Source organism: Pseudoalteromonas sp. AS71, from assembly GCF_038900275.1.
GTDB lineage: Bacteria > Pseudomonadota > Gammaproteobacteria > Enterobacterales > Alteromonadaceae > Pseudoalteromonas.
The window spans coordinates 53,957-74,776 of sequence record NZ_JBBMQZ010000014.1; the positions used below are offsets into that span (position 1 = coordinate 53,957).

Sequence of the window (20,820 nt, forward strand, 5' to 3'; positions counted from 1 at the left end):
AAAAAGCCTGCAATTAAGCAGGCTTGTTAAAGTAACAAATGATTAGCCAGCGCTGTTCATTTGTTCAATAAATTTGTTTGAATCGGCAATCGATTTGTTCATGTCGTTCATCAACAATTGAATATCGCGCTTAAGGTTAGTGAATTCACCTTTAATAGCCGATACCGCTTGTGCATTTAAGTTATGCTTTAAGTATAAAACGTTATCATGAAGCGAAGTTAATACTGGCTCCATTTTACTCTCTGCGCTGCGCATTGAGCGTAATAGCTGATCAAATTGACGCTTAGTCGCGGCTAGCTTTTTGCTGCTTTCACGCTTAAGTGATGCGCTTTTGTATTGCTCCAACTCATCGCCCCACTCATCAAATAGCGCTTCTGCCACGTCTTCTACCTTATTGATGTTAGTTGAGACTTCATTAGCGGCATTTAAGCTCGACTCGTAATCGTCGTTTAACTGATTATAAGTGTCTTGTAATTCGCCACCATTAAAATCGATTAGAGTCGTTAAGCGCTCTAGTGCTGATTTAAATTCTTCTTGTGACTCTTCTTGAGAGTCTTTGGTTTCTTCTACGCGGTCAATAAGAATATCGCGTTTATGAACACCCACTTTTTCCATTGCAGAGTAATAAGCTGATTGGCAGCCAGTTAAAGTAAGTGTTACTACAAGCATTGAAACACTGAGTAATGTTTGTTTTTTCATTTGAATTCCTGTTTACGTGCGTTAGTGCTGTAAATTATGGCGCTGATTGTTATTATAATCAAAACTATATAAGCACAAGTCAATTGTATGAATGATAAGCTCTCACATTACAAACAGCAAGTTAAGTCCTTTATACGCCAGCAACCTGGTTGGTGGATGCAGTATTTCAATCGTTGTATAGACGATCAAATAACGGTTAATGCAGGTTACCTTGCTTACGTGACACTTCTGTCGTTAGTGCCATTAATTGCGGTGGGTGTTGCTATATTTTCGGCTTTTCCGGGCTTTGAATCTACTCGCATGGAAATTGAGAGCTTTTTGTTTACCAACTTTGTCCCTACTTCTACCGATGTTATTAGAGAGCACATTAGCTCCTTTGCGGGCAATGCCAACCAAATGACGGCAGTAGGTATTGGTTTTTTAGCTGCAATAGCCTTACTGTTAATACGCAATGTAGACGCCACATTAAACCGAATTTGGCGAATTAAGAAAAAACGCCCAATGATGATCTCATTTGCTGTGTACTGGATGGTTTTGAGCTTAGGGCCTATGCTGCTCGGTGCCAGTATTGGTGTTACCTCTTACATTGTATCGTTGGTATCGTTTGCTGATCAGGGTATTCCTGGGTTTAGCGGATTTTTGTTAAAGTTATTGCCGTACGGGATTTCGATGGTGGGCTTTATTATGCTCTACACCTTAGTGCCTAATACGCGCGTGTCGTTTAGAGCGGCAATACCTGGCGCTTTTTTTGCGGCACTTTTATTTGAGCTGACTAAAAAAGGATTTGCACTTTATATTAGCCATTTTCCGTCGTACGAAGTTATTTACGGCGCAGTAGCTACCATTCCTATTTTGTTTGTATGGGTGTATTTGTCGTGGGTAGTTGTTTTGCTTGGCGCTGAATTTACAGCGTGCATTAGCCCAAATGATATTCCAGAAACACCTGAGCTTGAACTAGAAGATGATGAACCAGCACTAAAGGATACAGTTTAAATGCAAGGTTTAATACAGCGTGTAAAGTATGCCAAAGTAGAAATTAATAACCAAGTAGTAGGCGAAATTGGCAATGGTATATTGTTGCTATTAGGTGTCGAAAAACACGACGACAAGCAAACATCTGACAAACTTTTACACAAAGTAAGTAATTATCGTATTTTTACTGACGAAAACGACAAAATGAACTTAAGCCTTAAAGATATTAAAGGTGAGTTACTTGTGGTTTCGCAATTTACGCTAGCGGCTGACACTAAAAAGGGTATGCGCCCTAGTTTTTCATCTGCGGCAACGCCAAGCCAAGCTAACGAGCTTTACGAATACTTTGTAGCTCAAGCTAAAGAGTTGGGGCTTACAATAGCCAAAGGTGAGTTTGGTGCCGATATGCAAGTAAGCTTGTGTAACGACGGGCCCGTTACGTTTAACTTATCTGTTTAAGCCTATTTTTATGCCTCTTTTTTAGTGATCACGACAATATGATTTACATAGCCCGTAATTTTTTGCGGGCTGACGTTACAACCAAATACATCGAGTAACAGCTGCTGAAGTTGCTTTAATTGCGACTCATGCTGCGATAAAAAGTTAATAAATAGCACGCCGTTATTATTTAAAGCCGAGTAGATTTTTTTATAAAATGCCTCTTCAAATAAAAATCGAGGTGCATCTATTTGGCTAAATAAATCTAGAATAACCCAATCAACATTTAGCGCGCTTTTTAAAACCTGTTGCGCATCGGCGCAAAGCAGTTGCTCATTTTTATTTGACGAAAAAAACTGGGTATAGCAATCAATAATATCGGCGTTTTTTTCAACCGATGTTATTTGTGCTTTAGGGTATTTATGTTGTAAATAATTACGAATTGCACCGCCGCCAAGGCCAAGTTCTAACACATTTTGTGGCGACTTAAGAGCTTGCCAATGCTTATCTAAATACAATAAATGCGGAAAAAGTAATAAGCTCGGATTATTTAAATCAATAACAGATTGAAGGGTGTCGTTAATAAGTAACCAGCGTAACTGCTCGTGCTCACGTACTTGAATGTGCTCACCACTGCATTTATGCCAATAGATTAACTGACCAATGCTGTGGCTATTTTCAATAAATTGATCGCTTAGCAAACCTGTCAGTGAATTTATATAATTGATTTTTTCAGTCATATTCTCAGCATAAACTAGCAACGTTAAAGCGCAATGCCCTTTGCTATTATTTTTTACGTTATTTTGCAGGCATCACCAAAGTCGTATTTGCAGTTTTTTTAGGATGGAGTATGGTATTTGCCATAATAATACCAATCAATTTAATTATTTTATTTTTTTAGCTTGGTAGATAACCAATACGATTAGTATAGCGCCGTAGCCTTTTTTGACTTTTATTTGCGGCTTATATAACAACAGGAGTATGTATGTTTCAGGTAAGCACCCCACAAAGTAGCGAAGATTGGCAAGCGTATTATCAATTGCGTTGGCAGGTATTACGCGCGCCTTGGGGCGAGCCTCGTGGCTCTGAACAAGACGATATGGAACAAGATTCTGAGCATCGCTTTATAAAAAATAAAGAAGGTGAAGTGCTAGGCGTAGCACGTTTGCACTTTAACAATCATGAGCAAGCACAAGTGCGTTATATGGCAGTTGCTGAGGGTAATCGTAACCAGCATATTGGTAGTCGCTTGCTGCACGAGCTTGAAAAAATTGCATGGGTTCAAAATGCCGGTGAGCTTGTATTGTTTGCACGCGAACGAGCACTTGAGTTTTATAAGCGCCACGGTTATGAACTAAAAGAAAAAGCGCATTTAGCGTATGGCGATGTTCAACACTTTAAAATGGTAAAGCAAAAGCCATGTGAACCAGGTTGGTTCCGCCACCCTAATTGGACGCAAGTACTACAAAATATATGGCGTGAGTCTATTCCAATTAGTGACGCGATGGGCATTAAGGTAGAAAGCTATACCGATTGGCAATTTACAACCAGTGCCGACCTTGACGCCAACTTAAACCTACATAACACGATGTTTGCAGGGTCTATTTATAGCTTGGCCACGCTAACAGGTTGGGGCGCTACGTACTTAGCACTTAAAGAAGCTGGGCTTGAAGGTAATATTGTATTGGCCGATGCTAACATTAAGTACTTAAAACCGCTTACTACAGACCCACGTGGTTGTGTTGATATACAAACATGTAAGGGCAAGTTAAGCGATTTAGAAACCGACGGTAAAGCAACCTATATTGTGCCTGTTACTATTTATGATGGTGACAATGTAGTTGCAGAGTTTGAAGGTGTGTTTGCGGTTAAAAAATAATTGTTTAATGTCGAAAAACAAAAAGCCAAGCAATGCTTGGCTTTTTTGTGAGCTCGTTTTATAACAAGTCAGTTAATAATATACCTACACCAATACGTTCTACATCCGCGTTGTAATCAATTAAGCTTTCGCCATAACCGTTAAAATATTGTGCATAACCACGAACGCGACCCCATAACGGAAATGACCAGTCGAGTTGAATTGCACCACGGTTTTCTGAATTTAAGTTGTTACGCGTCATGAAGCTAAATTCATGATCGTTAAGACGGTATGCACCACTAAATTCAAAATAGCCCATGTATTTGTATATGTCTGGGTTGTCGTCGCCTTTAGCTTCTAAAACGTTGTCTTTTTCGTCCTCAGCTATGCGGTACCAAGGTTTAAAACTAAAAACAAAGCCTCTGTTTTCCCAAATAAAGTCTGCATAAATACGGTTCCACGAACGCGAGTTTGGCTGGCTGCGACCATTTGATTGATGCGAAATACCTAGTGAAATTGCCATTTCGTCGCCCCATAATACGTTTTCTGGGTCGAGGTAGTTTATCCAAAATATTTCTGGTTCGTAGTTGGTTTCACGAAATGGAGAAGAGATTTCTGAGTTATAAAGCTGCCAGTAAGATTGCAGAGTAAAGCCAAAAAATATGGCTTGGTCTTCATCAGAAAAGTCATCATATAGAGGCACTTTGATTGAAAGCTGGTATTTTGCTTCTAGGTTGTCTAGTGGCTCACCATCGTTATCATCTGTTAATTCGTCAAAACCATCAAATGGGCGATCGTTTGGGTGTGATACGTACGAAAGCGGTAAAATATAGTTACGCTTATGTGGCGTAATTACGTTTCTATTTTTTTTACCGACTTCTTCTCGAGCTTGGCGTTTATCAAGCGCGGTAAGTTGTTTGTTTTCTTCAAGAGCTGAACACTTTTTACGAAGATCGTCTAATGTCTGTTTACCGTCTCCGCCAATTACTTCATTTAAAATACACTGCTTTACAAGTTCGATGTCGTTATCTTGCTCGTTTGTAGCAACTTCTTCTTGTGCGAAGGTCGCTGTACTTATTAAGGCAGAAAGTGTGATCCAGTGGCGCCAGCTCATTGTAATTCCTTGTGAGTTCGGGTTGTTGTATGCGTTAATTTAATTATAACGTCTTTTTACATATGTAACGGTGAACTTTTACTGAATTTGTATTCACAGCAACCATTATACGTATATAAAGTAAATATAGATCAGAAAAAAAGCGACCTAGGCCGCTTTTTTAATGCAGATTAATTATTTTAGTTAATCTGCTCTCACGCAATGAGAAGGGTGAGCTAAAGCTCAAATATGTTAGTAAAAAACTTATAAAGCTCGGTGCCTTGGTTAACACTCGCTGAGGCAAAGTGCAAAATGGCAATTGCATCGCAATCTAGAGTAAGTGTCTGCAGTGGTTGCTCGCTTAAGTAGCGTTCCATCCGTAAAATATTAGCAATAGGCTCACCAGCTTTAATGTGCCCGCCAAGTGGTGCTATGTATTCAACCATACCGCCAATGGGGGCGTAGTAAGCAAAATAGTCATCTAAATTACACGCATAACGAGTAATATCAGCAGGGGTATTCGTTGCGTTTTGCAGTACGCCCTTATGATTTAAGTAACTTAAAATACTGTTTGCATCGTGTAGTGCTTCTTTTAAGTCTATTTTTTCTTGGCTGCCTAGCTCTACAGTAAATGCTTCTACGGGAATGGTTAATTCACGGCCTTGCTCGCTAAGTGCATCACTTAAATGCCACCATGGGCAAAAGTTAGCTTCGTCCATAGCGCCGTCAAAATCACTCGGAATAAGCAGTACATGTTCAATATTAAAATAGCGCGCGCTGTCGGTTGCATAAGTTGGGCAATACAAGTGTTTGCTTGAAATAGGCCCCGTGTGTAAATCGAGTACTATATCAGCCTGATGAGCGAGCTTTTGTAAGTTAAGCGCAATGCGTTTACCCGTATTAAGTAAATAAGCAGGGCCGTTGAGTTTGCTGTCTACTTCGTCAATAAGCGCCTGTTTAAAGTTACTTTTTAATGTAGCGTCATCATACTGAGTATGATTTTGTGCAAACTGCGTCACTAAATTTTTATTGTAGTGGTACATGCGATTCCAATTAGTACCAGTAATTGGATCGAACCTGCCAAGGGTAAACTCGCCCGACTTTTGATTACAACCAATCGGATTTGCATAAGGGACTAAGGTAATATCGCCATTAAGGTTTAGGTGTTTTAATTGCTCAAGTAGCTGAAAAATAACCGCATTACCTTGCACTTCAGCGCCATGCATATTGGCCTGAATATAAACACTAGGTCCTGTGTCATCGCCTTTTAAGCGATAAACAGGAATTGTAAGTGGTAGGCCGTTTGCAACTTCCCCTACTACAATGTTCTCTTGGCTGATGTGGGTTGTATTACTCATAGTTATTACCTTAAATAATGACTGGCATTTTCAGCTTGGCGAACACAGGTAAGCTCACCGTTTTGCAGGGTATACTCGGCAGCTAGCTCGTGGCATAAAAAATACGGCATACTTTCGGTAAAGCCGTAAGCACCGCATTGGCTAAACACTAGCCAGTCGTGCTCATTTAAATCGCTTGGTAGGTTATGCTCACCCAAGCAATCAAGCGCGGTACAAAGCGGCCCGTATAAAGTGACCGCTTGAGTTTTTGCACTGGACTCGCGCAGTAACGCAGCAGGGAAATCTTGGCTGGTAACAGCGGGGCGCAATAGGTGATTTATACCGCCGCTTAAAATTACTTGTTCTTGATTGTAGTTTTGTTTGCGTTCGACTACTGGGTTGGCGTAATGACCGCATTCGCCAACGGCATAGCGACCAAGCTCCATCCACAACTCTTCTACACCCGCATCACTTTTAATTTTAGCGAGCGCCGTTATTAAGTCATCCCAATCAAGTGTTGTTTCGCTTTGTGTATAGGGAATACCTAAACCACCACCTAAATCGAGAATTTTAAGGCTAATATTTAAATCGCCGGCAAGTTGGCTAAGTGGTGCAATCATTTGTGACCACAATTCGCTTAGCTTTTGCGTGCTAAGCATGTTGCCCCACTGAAAAATATGTAAGCCGTCAAACTTAAGTGCAGGGTAGTCGGCTACATTAAGTGCTTGCCATTCATTACAACCCAAACCAAATGGGGTAAGGCTGTCGCCACCCAATGGGTTTTTTTCACCTTCAGGCCAGCGCAACTGTACACGTAAAAGTACTTGTAACTGCGTGTTTTGTAGTTGTGCTTGTTGGTTTAACCAACGGACTTGATTGAGGCTTTCGGCTACAAATATACATACGCCGCGCTCAATAAAGTGTTTAATTTGTTTGGGGCTTTTTGCAGGCCCCGTGTTGAGCACGCGCTGTGAGCTAATACCTTGTGCTAGTACTTGCTCAAGCTCACCTTTACTTGCTACGTCAAAATTAAAACCGGCGTTGTCTAAGCTTTGAATAATTTTAGACAGTGGGTTTGCTTTTACGGCGTACCAAAGTTTTACGTCGGTTTGTGCAACTAAACGCGCAAGATGCGTGTTTAGTTTATCTAAGTCGTAAACAAAAAAAGGTGTATCAAGTTGTTGTGTAATAGTATTTACAGCAGTTTTGATAGGCGTGCTCAAAAAGCTCATTATCGTAAAACCTCTTCAAGTAATAATGATGCATCGCTTTGTTCGTCGCGGTATTTAACAATTAACGCACACGACATACTTAGACCTTGCTCGCGCGCCCATTCGTTTGAAGCAGGGCGAGAGCCTGGTATTACAATGGCATATTCTGGGATTGGCTCGCCTTTATCTAGTTGGCGCTCGTTTACGCAGTCGTAAACTGGAATAGTCGCAGATAAACGCACGCCTGGTGCAAGCACAGCACCTTTTTTAATGACTACACCTTCAACAATAATACAGCCAGCGCCAATAAAGGCGTCGTCTTCTACAACTACTGGGCTTGCACCAATTGGCTCAAGTACACCACCAAGCTGAACTGCAGCACTTAAATGTACGTTTTTACCTACTTGTGCACACGAACCAACTAATGCGTGGCTATCTACCATTGTGCCTTCGTCGATATATGCACCGATGTTTACATACGCTGGTGGCATAATAATCGTGCCTTTAGCAACATAAGCACCACGGCGAACACTAGAGCCACCCGGCACCATACGCACGCCATCATCAGCACTAAACTCTTGTGGAGCTAAGTTGTGTTTATCAACAAAACCGCCTGCAAACTCAGTATTAGTGCCATTTTTAAAGGCTTCTAAAATGCCTTTTTTTACTTCTACGTTAGCTTGCCATTGGCCGCTTTCGTTTTGTGATGCTGCGCGTACTGCGCCCGATTCTAAATTATTTAATAGTTCTAACCAGCTCATTATAAAAACCTGTATTTAATGCCAAGATAAAATGGTGTTGTTTGCAGTTGTGATGCAATCGGTTTGAGTTAACTCAAGGTGTGTTAAAGGTGGACGAAGTTGCGGGCTGCTTAAGCGGCCTTGCAAATGCATCAATACCTTTACGGGAATGGGGTTTGCGACAGCAAATAGGCTATTAATGGCACTAGTCCACTGAGCAAATAAATTAGGGTGTTGACCACTTAAACTGCGTTTAACAAACTCGTGAGTTTGTGCGGGCCATGCGTTTGCAGCTACCGACACTAACCCTTTTGCGCCGGCTTGGGCAAAATAAGGCATTAGCGCATCGTCGCCACTAAATATAGCTAAATTAGGCGCCGCTTGGCGGTAAGCTTCAAACTGAGCAATGCTGCCGCTCGCTTCTTTTAACGCCCATAAATTTTTATTGTTTTGTAAGTTTTGAATTGTTGCCGTTGGGATGCTAACAGCACTGCGCCCCGGTACGTTATAAAGCATACACGGGTGAGCGCTTGCATTAAGTAGGCTTTCAAACCAATGAGTTTGGCCTATAGCGCCGGGCTTTGCATAAAGGGGTGAGCCAAGTAAAAAGCTATGAATGGGTAGTGTATTACAATAGTTAACCCACTCAATTTGTTGCTTTAAGTTACTACCACCCACAGCAACCATTAATGGTACCGCTGGTTTTAGCTGGCATACGTGTTCAACAATGGCTTGCTGCTCTTCTTGCGTTAGCGCCAAGCCTTCGCCCGTACTACCAAGTAGTAGAATACCGTTATGTGCCGCTTCTTGCTCGCTAACCAGCTTAGTTAACGTGTTGTAGTCAACATCGCCGTGTTGATCAAATGGCGTAACAAGCGCGGTCCACAATGAGTAGTCGTTTAAATTGAAGTTGTTGATCATCTCTCACGAACTTATAAGTTATTCGAAGAGTTAAAAAGCTTTATGGAAGGAGCCGCATTAACGTCGTTCGAACTAATAATTCGAAGAGCGAATGGGCTTAAAATAATAGGGCGCACGGCCTTAATATTTAAGACCAGAAGCTCTCCACCAAACTAATAAGCTGCTTGTTATAAGCAGCTATTGGTGACAGTCGCTAGGGTTCAACCTAGTCGCCCGAAATAAACACTTCGCAAAAGTGATTACTTCTCGGCGTTAATTCCCCTCACGTATGCTCACTGGAGTTTGCGCTCCTAACATACGCTACCTGAATAACGCACCTCTTCTAGCCCTTTGCACCTGTTTGTAGAGTAAAAACTCACAAACCGCTGCAATTTAAATAGGGTAATTACGGCGATTAAAGCATTTTAGCCGTCTAGGTGTCAAGCTACTAAATACATATTCATTCATCCATAATGGGAGTGGTTACGTATTGGGTGCTTTTCTCGTACACTAGCAATATAAGTAGTGAGGTATTTAATTAGTATGGAAAAATTTAGCGATATTTATAAGCGAGCGGTAGAGCGAAAAGGCTCTGAAAAGATGCTTAAGTTATTACTTGCAAAACCGCTATCTAAAAAACAACTAAGCACGTTAAGTGACGACGATTGGCTTGAAGAATTTACTCGAAAAGTATTTCAAAGCGGCTTTTATTGGTCAGTAATTAATAATAAGTGGCCGGGCTTTAGGGAGGTTTTTTGGGATTTTAGTGTTGATAAATTATTAATGATGCCACCCGATATGCTGGAACAAAAAGCAACGGATGAGCGAATTGTTCGTAACTATAAAAAAGTAAAAACAATTACCGAAAATGCTTACATGATCCACGAAATAGCACAAGAACATGGCAGTTTTAGCCAGTTTGTCGCTAATTGGCCAACAGACGATATTATTGGTTTATGGGCGTATTTAAAAAAGCATGGTTCGCGTTTAGGCGGAAATACAGGGCCTTATGCGCTACGAGCACTTGGTAAAGATACTTTTTTACTATCACGCGATGTAGAGAATTATTTGCGTGCTCATAAAATTATAGACGGCGGCTTACAAACCAAAAAATCACTGAATGCAGCCCAAGCCTTTTTTAATGAAATGCAAAAGCAAAGTGGTTTAAGTATGCAAGAGCTAAGCTTAATTGTGGCCTATGGTGTAGGTGATAACCGCGTGGGTATAAGTCAGCAATAATAGGAATTACCATGAAATTAGTGCCAAGATACACAGATATTGCGGAAAACTTCGCAATTGAAGATTTCCCTGCAAGTGTTGCCTCCCCTCAGTTATTGCTGTGGAACGAGAGCTTAGCAAAACAGTTTAATATTAATGTCGCTGATGATTTACGTGCTAATACTTTTAGCGGTAATGAAAAGCAGGCGATTCCTGCAGTTGCACTTGGTTACTCTGGGCACCAATTTGGACATTTTTCACCACGTTTAGGTGACGGACGAGCCCACTTATTAGGGGCTATTACTGACAATGAAAACCAGTTATGGGATATTCAATTAAAGGGCTCTGGCGCTACTCCTTATTCAAGAGGGGGTGATGGCCGTTGTGCACTTGGGCCCGCTATTCGTGAATACGTAATGAGCGAAGCAATGCATGCACTAGGCATTAAAACTACCCGATGTTTAGCGGTCGTTGGCAGCGGTGAAACGGTTTATCGCAACCCACCACAAGCAGGCGCAATAGTGACTCGTTTAGCAACCAGTCATATTCGCGTTGGCTCGTTTCAATATTTAGCGACGCAAGGCGATGTTGAAGGGCTTAAAAATTTAGCCGATTTAGCTATAGAGCGACATTATCCAGAAATAACCGACACCGGACCACAGCGCTATTTGGCATTTTTAGGCGCTGTGATTAAAAACCAAGTTAAGCTAGTTGTGAGCTGGATGCGTGTTGGCTTTATTCATGGAGTAATGAATACTGATAATACGCTAGTGAGCGGAGAAACCATTGATTACGGCCCCTGCGCTATGATGAATAATTTTGATTTTGACACCGTATTTAGCTCTATCGATAAACAAGGTCGGTATGCCTTTGGGAATCAGCCAAATATGGCTAACTGGAACTGTGCACGCTTGGCCGAGAGTTTAATACCACTTATTAATGATGATGACGAGCAGGCTGTTACGTTAATGACACCATACATTAATAGCTTTGCTGAGCAATTTAATATTGAGTTTACTGCTATGTGGGAACAAAAACTGGGTTTAAATGAATCTAGCAGCAGTGATGGCGAGTTAATCGCAGAGTTGTTAACACTATTAAAAGATAACCAGCTCGATTACACCAATACCTTCGATGCGCTTACTGAATCCTTAAAAGAAGAAACAGTAATACCTGAGTCGCTAATTGAATGGAGAGCTAAGTGGGTAAGCTTAACTGACAATAATAGTTATGAAGTAATGAGAGCTGCAAATCCTCGTGTAATACCGCGTAATCATGTGATCGAAGAAATAATTACACAATATAACGCTACAGGGTCTAGTGAGTTACTACAGCGCTTTATAAAAGTAGCGGGTAGCCCGTATTCTGATAGTGAAAAATTATCAGAATTTCAAACTTCACCGATAAATGATAATGATTACCAGACCTTTTGTGGTACTTAATTCTTAACATTTAATATAACTACATGATTAAAAAGAGTCATTTTTTAATCAAATATGCGCATATATCTAGGGGAATGTTAATTCTGATGGTATTATGCGCCGAATTAAAGCCAAGCAATATTTCTTTGCATTTATAAGTGCATTTAATTGCTCTTACATTCCTTGCTAAGTACTAATTTACAAAAAACTACTATATTTATTTTTCAATAAAGTTTCAATTTCGCCTATAGTAAGTGGATGTGTGTTGTGACAGGGCATAGAAAAAAGTTATAAACTTTATTTTCGTTAAGTATTGATTAACAAAGGCTCAGTTAGTCTATATAAAACTGATTGAGCTAGTATCGATTAGCTACAATTTAAAATTGTTCAAATGGGAAGAAAACAATGAAATTAAAATCACTTACAATTGCAATCGCGTTGGCTGCAACTAGCGCATCTACATTCGCTGCTGATAAAGAAGAAGGTTTCTACATTGGCGCATTTGGCGACTACTATGACGCATCTTGGAAAAACATGCGTGCTCAAGCTGGTCTTGACGTAAATGAATCAACTGGCTGGGGTGTTGAAGCTGGTTACCGTTTCAGTGATTACTGGAGCGCACGTCTTGAATATGCAGATATGGATTTTAATGCTTTTGATAAAGTTGCTGGTAACCGCAACAGTATTGATGGCGAGCGTTACGGTATTGATGCTCTTTACCATTTAAATGGCGGTCCTTTCTACGGTCTTTTCGGTATTAAAGAAATGGACGTAGTAGATGACAACACATTCTTAAATGCAGGTGTTGGTTACCAACATTTCATTACAGATGGCTTATTTGTTAATGCTGAAACAGCTGTATACCAAGGTCTTGACCGTGGTTACACTGATGTAGGCGCTAAAATAGGTATTAACTACTTATTCGGCCAAAATTCAGCACCAGTTGAGCCAGTTAAGCCAGCTCCTGAAGTTGTTGAAGTAGCTGTAGCTCCTACAGATAGCGACAACGATAACATTGCTGATGCAGACGATAAGTGTGCTAACACACCTATGACTGATGCAGTTGATGGCACTGGTTGTACTTTATATGAAGATAAAGAAGTAACTGTAAGCTTATTAGTGACTTTCCCTAACAATGCTTCAGCAGTATCTACTCAGTACTTAAACGATATTGAAAAAGTATCTGCATTCTTAAAAGAGTACCCAGATACAACAGTACTTTTAGAAGGTCACACTTCTTCTGTAGGTAAAGCAACTTACAACAAATGGTTATCTAAAAAACGTGCTGATGCAGTAGCTGAGCAATTAGTTTCTGATGGCATTGCTAAAGACCGTATTACTACAGTTGGTTTAGGTGAAGAGCGTCTTAAAAATGATGCAAACACTAAAGCTGCAAATGCAGAAAACCGTCGTGTAGAAGCGCATATCAAAACTATCAAAAACGTTAAAGTTTTACGTTAATTAAATAGTTTGTAATAAAAACCCAGCCAAGTGCTGGGTTTTTTTATGGCTATAATAAATTAATATTGGTTAATGGTAATGATTATTACTTAATAAGTATTCATGAAAATAGTTTTTACTACAACCACTATTCATAGTATTTATAATCGGTATAATCAGTTGCGCAACTGGATGGATTTTCATCTATCCATAAAAGCTTTATAATTACGCGTTAGAATACTATAAGTATTGGGTAACTTATTTGCGCTTGAAGCGCTACCGGATACTTTCACGTCACCAAGAGGGCAATATTGTGCTACAAGAATATCGTAAACACGTAGAAGAACGTGCCGCGTTAGGTATCGTACCAGCGCCATTAGATGCTCAGCAAACTGCTGATCTTATTGAATTAATAAAAACTCCACCAGCAGGTGAAGAAGAATTCATTTTAGATTTGTTCATTCAGCGTATACCAGCAGGTGTTGATGATGCTGCTTATATTAAAGCGGGATTTTTAGCAGCTTTAGCTAAAGGTGAAACTAATTCTCCACTTGTTTCTAAAGAAAAAGCGGCAGAATTGTTAGGTACAATGTTGGGCGGTTACAATATCGCACCAATGATTGACCTACTTGATGACGAAACACTTGCACCAATCGTAGTTAAAGGCCTTTCAAATACATTACTTATGTTTGATGCGTTCTACGATGTAGAAGAAAAAGCAAAGGCGGGTAACACATTCGCTAAGCAAATTATCGAATCTTGGGCAAATGCAGAATGGTTTACTAATAAGCCAGCTGTTGCTGAAAAGATCTCAGTTACTGTATTTAAAGTAACTGGCGAAACAAATACTGATGACTTGTCACCTGCACCAGATGCATGGTCTCGTCCAGACATCCCACTTCATGCTTTAGCAATGCTAAAAATTGAACGTGACGGTATTACACCTGATAAAGCGGGCGAAGTAGGTCCAATTACTCAGCTTGAAGAATTAAAAACTAAAGGTTTACCACTTGCTTACGTAGGTGATGTTGTTGGTACGGGTTCTTCTCGTAAGTCTGCAACTAACTCTGTACTTTGGTTTATGGGCGATGATATCCCGTTCGTACCAAACAAGCGTGTTGGCGGTGTATGTTTAGGTAATAAAATTGCTCCAATCTTCTTCAACACAATGGAAGATTCAGGCGCATTACCAATCGAATTAAATGTTGATGAACTCAACATGGGTGAGCAAATCGACATTTATCCGTACGAAGGTGTTGTTAAGCAACATGGTACTGATAAAGTGATTTCTACTTTTGAACTTAAATCTGATGTGATTTTAGATGAAGTTCGTGCTGGTGGTCGTATTCCACTAATTATCGGTCGTGGTTTAACTGATAAAGCGCGTACATCTCTTGGCTTAGGCGCAACTGATATATTTAAGGTACCAACAGCAACAGAAGTTTCTGATAAAGGCTTCACACTAGCGCAAAAAATGGTTGGTAAAGCTTGTAACGTTGCAGGTATTCGCCCAGGTCAGTACTGTGAGCCTAAAATGACAACTGTTGGTTCGCAAGATACAACAGGTCCTATGACACGTGATGAACTTAAAGATTTAGCATGTTTAGGTTTCTCTGCAGATTTAACAATGCAGTCATTCTGTCATACATCAGCTTATCCTAAGCCTATCGATGTAAGCACTCATCATACGCTTCCTGATTTCATCATGAACCGTGGCGGTGTTTCACTTCGTCCAGGTGATGGTATTATTCATTCGTGGTTAAACCGTATGTTATTACCAGATACCGTAGGTACTGGTGGTGATTCACATACACGTTTCCCATTAGGTATTTCATTCCCAGCAGGTTCGGGTGCAGTAGCATTCGCAGCAGCAACGGGTGTTATGCCACTTGATATGCCTGAATCTATTTTGGTTCGTTTTAAAGGCGAAATGCAACCAGGTATCACGTTACGTGACCTTGTTCATGCAATCCCTTACTACGGTATCAAACAAGGTTTATTAACAGTTGAGAAAAAAGGTAAAATTAACGAATTCTCTGGTCGCGTACTAGAAATTGAAGGCGTTGAGCACCTTACTGTTGAGCAAGCGTTTGAATTATCAGATGCATCTGCAGAGCGTTCTGCAGCTGGTTGTACAGTTAAGCTTTCTAAAGAGTCTATCTCTGAGTACCTTGAATCTAACATTGTTATGCTTAAGTGGATGATTTCTGAAGGTTACGGAGATGTACGTACGATTGAACGTCGTATTACTGCAATGCAAGATTGGTTAGCTAACCCAGAACTAATGGAAGCTGACGCTGATGCAGAGTACAAGCATATCGTTGAAATTGATTTAGCTGAGATTAAAGAGCCAGTTCTTTGTGCTCCAAATGACCCAGATGATGCGCGTCTTCTTTCTGATGTTGCGGGCGAGAAAATTGATGAAGTATTCATCGGTTCTTGTATGACTAACATTGGTCACTTCCGTGCTGCTGGTAAGTTGCTTGATGGCTTTAAAGGTCAACTTCCGACTCAGCTTTGGGTTGCTCCACCTACTAAGATGGACAAAGACCAACTTACAGAAGAAGGTTACTACGGTATTTTTGGTCGTGTTGGCGCACGTATCGAAACTCCAGGTTGTTCACTATGTATGGGTAACCAAGCACGTGTTGCAGATAAAGCAACGGTTGTGTCTACCTCTACACGTAACTTCCCTAACCGTTTAGGTAATGGCGCAAACGTATTCTTAGCATCATCTGAGCTTGCTGCAATTGCTGCAATCATAGGTAGACTACCTACAGCTGCTGAGTACCAAGAATATGCAGCGAAGATCAATGCAACGGCTTCAGATACATACCGTTACTTGAACTTCCATCGTATGCCTGCTTACACTAAAAAAGCAGACAACGTGATTATTCAACAAGCTGTATAATTTTTAGAGTTTGTTTAAAAACCCGCTTAGGCGGGTTTTTTATTGGCTAAAATAAATATTAGATAGTTCATGCTTCTTTTTTTATATTATTGTATTAAATCTAGTCTCAAGTTACTTTTAAAGTAATTAATCGCGCAAAAATTCCTATCAAAATGCATTAAAATCCTCATCAATATTCTCATTATTTTAGGCGAGATTTTATGACAGCATTAAACAACCAGAATTTACTGCAACTACGTTTTGTTAACCAAGCAAATATTGATTTGGTTAAGCCTTCTTTTGATAACCTGCCTGCTAATCCTTATGCAGATGGTGCCTTTCGTAAACGTCGTTACTCAGTAGTTAAAATGCAAAATGGTGAAATAAAGCTACAGCAAGCCAAAGCATTTGTTCAAGACGATTCAATTAATACTTTTCAAGGTAATGTAGAGCGTACTTACGAAAACCTAGAGCAAAGTTTACTTGAGTCAGAAGGCATGAAAAGCATTGTAAATGAGTTTCGCCAACTTACCGGTATTGATGAGCAGCGCGATATTGAAATTCATCAGTTCCGTATGCTTGCTATTAACAGTGATACACCAGCAGCGCCAGAAGGCGTACATCAAGATGGTTTTGACCATGTATGTATATGCGGTGTTTCTCATGAAAATTTAGAAGGTGGCGAGCTACTTGTATACGAAAACAAGCAAGCTGAGCCTTGTTTTAAAATGGAAATAAAAGACGGCATGTTTGCATTAATAAATGACCGTCAAGTGTGGCATAACGCAACACCTATGAACAAAATTGATGCTAGCAAACCAGGTTACCTGGATTGTTTTGTATTAACGTCTTAAGGGAGTTAGGCATGAACATAACGCAATTACGTGAGCAGTTTCCTGCATTAATGCAGACCGTTGATGGTAAATCGCCAATATTTTTAGACGGCCCAGGCGGCTCGCAGGTACCAACATCGGTGCTTAATGCGATGACAGCTTATTTAGGGCACTACAACTCAAACCTAGGTGGCGCGTTTTTTTCAAGTGATAAAACGGTTGAATTGATGGCGAATGCGCGCCAAGCCGCTGCTGACTTACTTAATGCACCTAGCTCACAACAAATTGTGTTTGGTCCAAACATGACCAGCCTAACGTTTAGTTTTAGCCGTGCTATTTCACGCGACTGGCAAGCTGGCGATGAAATAATTGTAACCAATGCCGATCACTTCTCAAATGTATCGTCGTGGCAGCAAGCCGCAGAAGATAAAGGCGTTGTTGTAAATACAGCGCTTATTAACGAAGCAGATTGCAGCTTAGATATGGTGCAATTTGAAAGCTTATTAAACAGCAATACTAGGCTTGTAGCGGTAACGTATGCGTCAAATACCACAGGTTCAATTAATAATATTAAACGCATTGTAGAGCTTGCTCACGCTGTAGGCGCACTTGTTTATGTTGATGCTGTACATTACGCACCGCACGAACTTGTTGATGTACAAGCGCTTGATTGCGACTTTTTAGCCTGCTCTGCATATAAGTTTTTTGGCCCGCATTTAGGTATGGTTTACGGTAAAAAAGAACATTTAGAAGGGTTTACACCGTACAAGGTAGAACCCGCTAAAGACGTAGCGCCAAGTCGCTGGGAAACCGGTACACAAAGCTTTGAAGCAATGGCGGGTTTTATCGCGGCAGTTGATTACATTGCGGCAATAAGCGAGCTTGATGATAGCCATTCACGCCGCGAAAAGTTAAGCGTGGCCTTTACTAAAACTAAACAGCATGAAATGGCGCTTAGTGAGCACTTTTTAACACGCTTAGTTAATTACCCACGCATTAAGTTGTTTGGTATTGATGACTTTGATCGCTTGAATGAGCGTACACCTACTTTTGCTTTAATTTTTGAAGGGCTTGAGCCACGCGCCGTTTCAGAGTTTTTAGGAAAGCAGCATATATGCGTGTGGGATGGTAATTTTTACGCGCAAGGTTTATGCAAGCAGCTAGATGTGCTTGATAAAGGCGGTGTAGTGCGCATTGGTTGTATGCACTACAACACTATTAAAGAGCTTGATCAACTGTTTGATCTATTTGATGAGCTACTAGGTTAATCATATAAGCTTTGGTGCGCTAACTTTTTGGCGCACCATATATTTGTTCTGCACGATTAAACAGCACCCACGAGGTTAAAATATACTTATCGTTTGATACTGGCTTATTACCTCTATGAGTATGTGTAAAGTAGCCTGGGGCTATTACCATAGTGCCTTTTTTAGGTGCTATTTTACGGTTTTGATAGTAAAACTCAGTTTCACCACCTTCCTCTACATCGTTTAAATAAAACATAAATAACAACACGCGATGCAAAGCTTCATTGTGCTGTAGCTGCGGGTAAACTTCACTGTGCCAGTAAGGATAGCCACCCTTATTTACTTCGTATTTTTGCGCCTGGATATTGCCAAGTCTAAAAATTTGCTGCACTAAAACAGGTAGTTGCGGTTTACCTACTTCTTCAAAATTGTCTTGAGTTAAATCGACTACTTCACCTGTTTTTGGGTGATAGACCTTTAATCCAAACGCCCCAATCATCATAAAAATATGTTCTTCAACATACTTAAAAACATGCTGTGCAGTCGTTTGTTGTATATGTTTTAATTGTTGTGCATATTCGGGGTGATTATTTAAATGCAGATCGTGGCTGTCTTTTTTCTTTAAGTCGACACCGCCCGATGTTACCCCTTGTTTTACATGCGGGCTTTGCGCGAATGTGGTAATAAATTCATCGCAAAACTCATCGCTTAATGCGTTATCAATAACGCGTATAAAGTCCGTCATGGTTTACCTTTATATAATTATTATTGGATTTTTATGTTTATTGAAAAAGTGATGCCGCGCTTTAGCGAAACAGATGCACTCGGACACATTAACAATACCGTACTCCCTGTATGGTTTGAAGTCGCGCGTGGACCTATTTTTAAGTTTTTTACACCGGACTTAAATCCACATGATTGGAAGTTGATAATTGCCAAAGTAGAAGTGTCGTTTGTAGGCGAATTATTTTATGGCCACGAAGTGACAGTAAAAACCTCTGTAGAGCATATAGGCACTAGTTCTTTTACGCTGAGACAAGAAGCATGGCAACACGATAAGTGCTGCGCAATAGGTAAGGCCGTTATGGTGAGGTACGATTTTATTGCTAAATCAAAGCAAGCGCTTAGCATTGATGAAAAAGCGGCGCTTAATGAGCATATATGCCAAAGCAGTTAACCTTACGAGGCTTATATTTTATATAAGCTCGTGCTGAGCTGAATTATTGTAAATATATGACGGCAACTGTGAATTTTTGTCGAGAAATTTTAACGCATTTAGATTGAGTTACAGGCTCCAGTTATATACTATTTATAATATATATTGTTGCGCCGTTATAACAGGAAATGTTAATTCGGTAATTTGATTGGAGTATGCGTGTGACATCTATTGCCAGTGACCAACCTTTACAAGTTATTCAGCTCAGTGATGGTGAAAATTTAACAGCTGAAATTTTGCCGTTTGGCGCAACAATAAAAAGCATTAAATTTAAAAAACAAGAGATGACGCTTAGCGTCGATGACCCTCAATACTATCTTGAAAACCCATTTTATCTTGGCGCTACAGTAGGTCGATACGCTAATCGCATTGCAAAGGGGCGTTTTAACTTATCTGGTACGCAGTATCAACTGGAAGCAAATAACGGTCCTAATAGCCTGCACGGCGGCGTTAAAGGCTTTAATAAAGTACTTTGGCAAGTAACCAAACAAACTGAAAGTGAAGTTGAGCTTTATTATTGCTCTCCCGACGGCGAACAAGGTTTCCCTGGTGAGTTGCAGGTTTGGCAAACTATTAGCGCTAAAAACGGCGAGCTTACTCTGCACTTTAAAGCGCTAACCAATAAAGAAACGCTCGTTAACTTTACCAACCATTGTTACTTTAATCTTGATGGCAGCGAATCAATTAATGAACACCTTGTTCAAGTTAATACCAATTACTATCTTCCTATCGATAAAACCAGTATTCCACTTAATGAATCCGCTTTAGTTACAGGCACCTGCTTTGATTTTACCAAGCCAGCTCAAGTTGGTGCGGCATTAAGCGCCATTCATCCTCAGTTAGAAGCTGGAAATGGTTTTGATCACTGCTATATTTTTAATGATGACAGCAGTTTAAAGACGATGGCTACATTAACTTCGCCACACACGAAGGTTGATTTAACCCTTAAAAGCACTCAGCCAGGTATGCAACTATATACTGCTAACTTTGTTGGTGCGCCTTTTAAAGCACGGCAAGCTTTGTGTTTTGAAGCGCAAAACTGGCCTGATGCGCCAAATCGTGAAAATTTCCCAAAAGCTAATTTATTGCCGGGAGAGGATTACGAGCAGGTTATTATTTACTCTTTTTCTGAGTGAATGCAGCCTTTCAATGTTAATTTAAAGAAAATTAAAAGCAAAAATACGGTGATTAAATGCTATCTATAATTCAGGAAAAGGTTGCACTTTTTGCTGTTTTAAAGTATTTATAATATAAATAGTATTTGAAACTATATGCACTACCACAACGACACAACGACTACACACAAT

The 20,820-nt window shown here is 40.2% G+C and carries 19 protein-coding genes and 1 riboswitch; of the genes, 11 read left to right on the forward strand and 8 right to left on the reverse strand.

The features are described from left to right. Positions 1-42 precede the first annotated feature (42 nt). A complete protein-coding gene (locus tag WNY98_RS11895; protein ID WP_024597208.1) occupies positions 43-699 on the reverse strand; it encodes a DUF2959 domain-containing protein in 657 nt (218 codons plus the stop codon). Positions 700-786: 87 nt separating this feature from the next. Between WNY98_RS11895 and WNY98_RS11900 the strand changes: the two genes are divergently transcribed. Beyond that, a complete protein-coding gene (locus WNY98_RS11900; RefSeq protein WP_121953823.1) occupies positions 787-1,692 on the forward strand; it encodes a virulence factor BrkB family protein in 906 nt (301 codons plus the stop codon). Beyond that, positions 1,693-2,130 carry a D-aminoacyl-tRNA deacylase gene (gene dtd / locus WNY98_RS11905; RefSeq protein WP_342877997.1) on the forward strand — a complete coding sequence of 146 codons (438 nt, stop codon included), beginning with the start codon at positions 1,693-1,695 and terminating at the stop codon, positions 2,128-2,130. Between the two features lie 8 nt (positions 2,131-2,138). On the opposite strand, the gene WNY98_RS11910 is transcribed toward dtd, so the two are convergent. Continuing rightward, positions 2,139-2,849, reverse strand: coding sequence for an SAM-dependent methyltransferase (locus WNY98_RS11910; protein WP_342877998.1), 711 nt, complete (start codon positions 2,847-2,849; stop codon positions 2,139-2,141). Positions 2,850-3,094: 245 nt separating this feature from the next. On the opposite strand from WNY98_RS11910, the gene WNY98_RS11915 reads away from it, so the two are divergent. Then, positions 3,095-3,988, forward strand: a complete 894-nt coding sequence (locus tag WNY98_RS11915; protein WP_076925800.1) for a bifunctional GNAT family N-acetyltransferase/hotdog fold thioesterase — start codon at positions 3,095-3,097, stop codon at positions 3,986-3,988. A gap of 58 nt (positions 3,989-4,046) precedes the next feature. Here WNY98_RS11915 and WNY98_RS11920 read toward each other — a convergent pair whose 3' ends face one another. The 5 genes from WNY98_RS11920 to dapA all read right to left on the reverse strand — a co-directional run bounded on the left by WNY98_RS11920 (position 4,047) and on the right by dapA (position 9,269). Further along, a complete protein-coding gene (locus WNY98_RS11920) occupies positions 4,047-5,081 on the reverse strand; it encodes a phospholipase A (RefSeq protein WP_024600027.1) in 1,035 nt (344 codons plus the stop codon). Positions 5,082-5,296: 215 nt separating this feature from the next. Beyond that, the gene (locus WNY98_RS11925) at positions 5,297-6,418 is read right to left on the reverse strand and encodes a succinylglutamate desuccinylase/aspartoacylase family protein (RefSeq protein WP_342877999.1); all 1,122 of its coding nucleotides are present in this window, start codon (positions 6,416-6,418) and stop codon (positions 5,297-5,299) included. Positions 6,419-6,423: 5 nt separating this feature from the next. Continuing rightward, positions 6,424-7,629, reverse strand: a complete 1,206-nt coding sequence (locus WNY98_RS11930) for a PLP-dependent decarboxylase (RefSeq protein WP_342875893.1) — start codon at positions 7,627-7,629, stop codon at positions 6,424-6,426. Then, positions 7,629-8,369, reverse strand: a complete 741-nt coding sequence (locus WNY98_RS11935; protein WP_342875894.1) for a 2,3,4,5-tetrahydropyridine-2,6-dicarboxylate N-succinyltransferase — start codon at positions 8,367-8,369, stop codon at positions 7,629-7,631. Before WNY98_RS11935 ends, WNY98_RS11930 begins: the two co-directional genes overlap by 1 nt. A gap of 15 nt (positions 8,370-8,384) precedes the next feature. Further along, the gene (dapA, locus tag WNY98_RS11940) at positions 8,385-9,269 is read right to left on the reverse strand and encodes a 4-hydroxy-tetrahydrodipicolinate synthase (RefSeq protein WP_024606521.1); all 885 of its coding nucleotides are present in this window, start codon (positions 9,267-9,269) and stop codon (positions 8,385-8,387) included. A gap of 129 nt (positions 9,270-9,398) precedes the next feature. Further along, positions 9,399-9,599, reverse strand: a riboswitch (Lysine riboswitch). Positions 9,600-9,791: 192 nt separating this feature from the next. On the opposite strand from dapA, the gene WNY98_RS11945 reads away from it, so the two are divergent. The 6 genes from WNY98_RS11945 to WNY98_RS11970 all read left to right on the forward strand — a co-directional run bounded on the left by WNY98_RS11945 (position 9,792) and on the right by WNY98_RS11970 (position 18,318). Continuing rightward, entirely contained in the window at positions 9,792-10,487 is a 696-nt protein-coding gene (locus WNY98_RS11945) for a DNA-3-methyladenine glycosylase I (RefSeq protein WP_342878000.1), read from the forward strand. Positions 10,488-10,498: 11 nt separating this feature from the next. Beyond that, positions 10,499-11,908: a YdiU family protein gene (locus WNY98_RS11950; protein ID WP_076925794.1), complete on the forward strand. Its 1,410-nt coding sequence runs from the start codon at positions 10,499-10,501 to the stop codon at positions 11,906-11,908. A 384-nt stretch (positions 11,909-12,292) separates the two neighbouring features. Beyond that, a complete protein-coding gene (locus WNY98_RS11955) occupies positions 12,293-13,348 on the forward strand; it encodes an OmpA family protein (RefSeq protein WP_024600034.1) in 1,056 nt (351 codons plus the stop codon). A gap of 292 nt (positions 13,349-13,640) precedes the next feature. After that, entirely contained in the window at positions 13,641-16,238 is a 2,598-nt protein-coding gene (acnB, locus tag WNY98_RS11960) for a bifunctional aconitate hydratase 2/2-methylisocitrate dehydratase (RefSeq protein WP_170072847.1), read from the forward strand. Between the two features lie 200 nt (positions 16,239-16,438). Continuing rightward, positions 16,439-17,071 carry a 2OG-Fe dioxygenase family protein gene (locus tag WNY98_RS11965; RefSeq protein ID WP_024600036.1) on the forward strand — a complete coding sequence of 211 codons (633 nt, stop codon included), beginning with the start codon at positions 16,439-16,441 and terminating at the stop codon, positions 17,069-17,071. A gap of 11 nt (positions 17,072-17,082) precedes the next feature. Beyond that, positions 17,083-18,318, forward strand: a complete 1,236-nt coding sequence (locus WNY98_RS11970; protein ID WP_342878001.1) for a cysteine desulfurase-like protein — start codon at positions 17,083-17,085, stop codon at positions 18,316-18,318. A 19-nt stretch (positions 18,319-18,337) separates the two neighbouring features. On the opposite strand, the gene WNY98_RS11975 is transcribed toward WNY98_RS11970, so the two are convergent. After that, positions 18,338-19,042 (reverse strand): 2OG-Fe(II) oxygenase, encoded by a 705-nt coding sequence (locus tag WNY98_RS11975; RefSeq protein WP_024600038.1) that lies wholly within the window; start codon positions 19,040-19,042, stop codon positions 18,338-18,340. Between the two features lie 33 nt (positions 19,043-19,075). Between WNY98_RS11975 and WNY98_RS11980 the strand changes: the two genes are divergently transcribed. Together WNY98_RS11980 and WNY98_RS11985 are read left to right on the forward strand one after the other, a co-directional pair. Continuing rightward, the gene (locus WNY98_RS11980; RefSeq protein ID WP_342878002.1) at positions 19,076-19,474 is read left to right on the forward strand and encodes an acyl-CoA thioesterase; all 399 of its coding nucleotides are present in this window, start codon (positions 19,076-19,078) and stop codon (positions 19,472-19,474) included. 200 nt (positions 19,475-19,674) lie between these two features. Then, the gene (locus tag WNY98_RS11985) at positions 19,675-20,649 is read left to right on the forward strand and encodes an aldose epimerase family protein (RefSeq protein WP_342878003.1); all 975 of its coding nucleotides are present in this window, start codon (positions 19,675-19,677) and stop codon (positions 20,647-20,649) included. Positions 20,650-20,820: the final 171 nt, after the last annotated feature.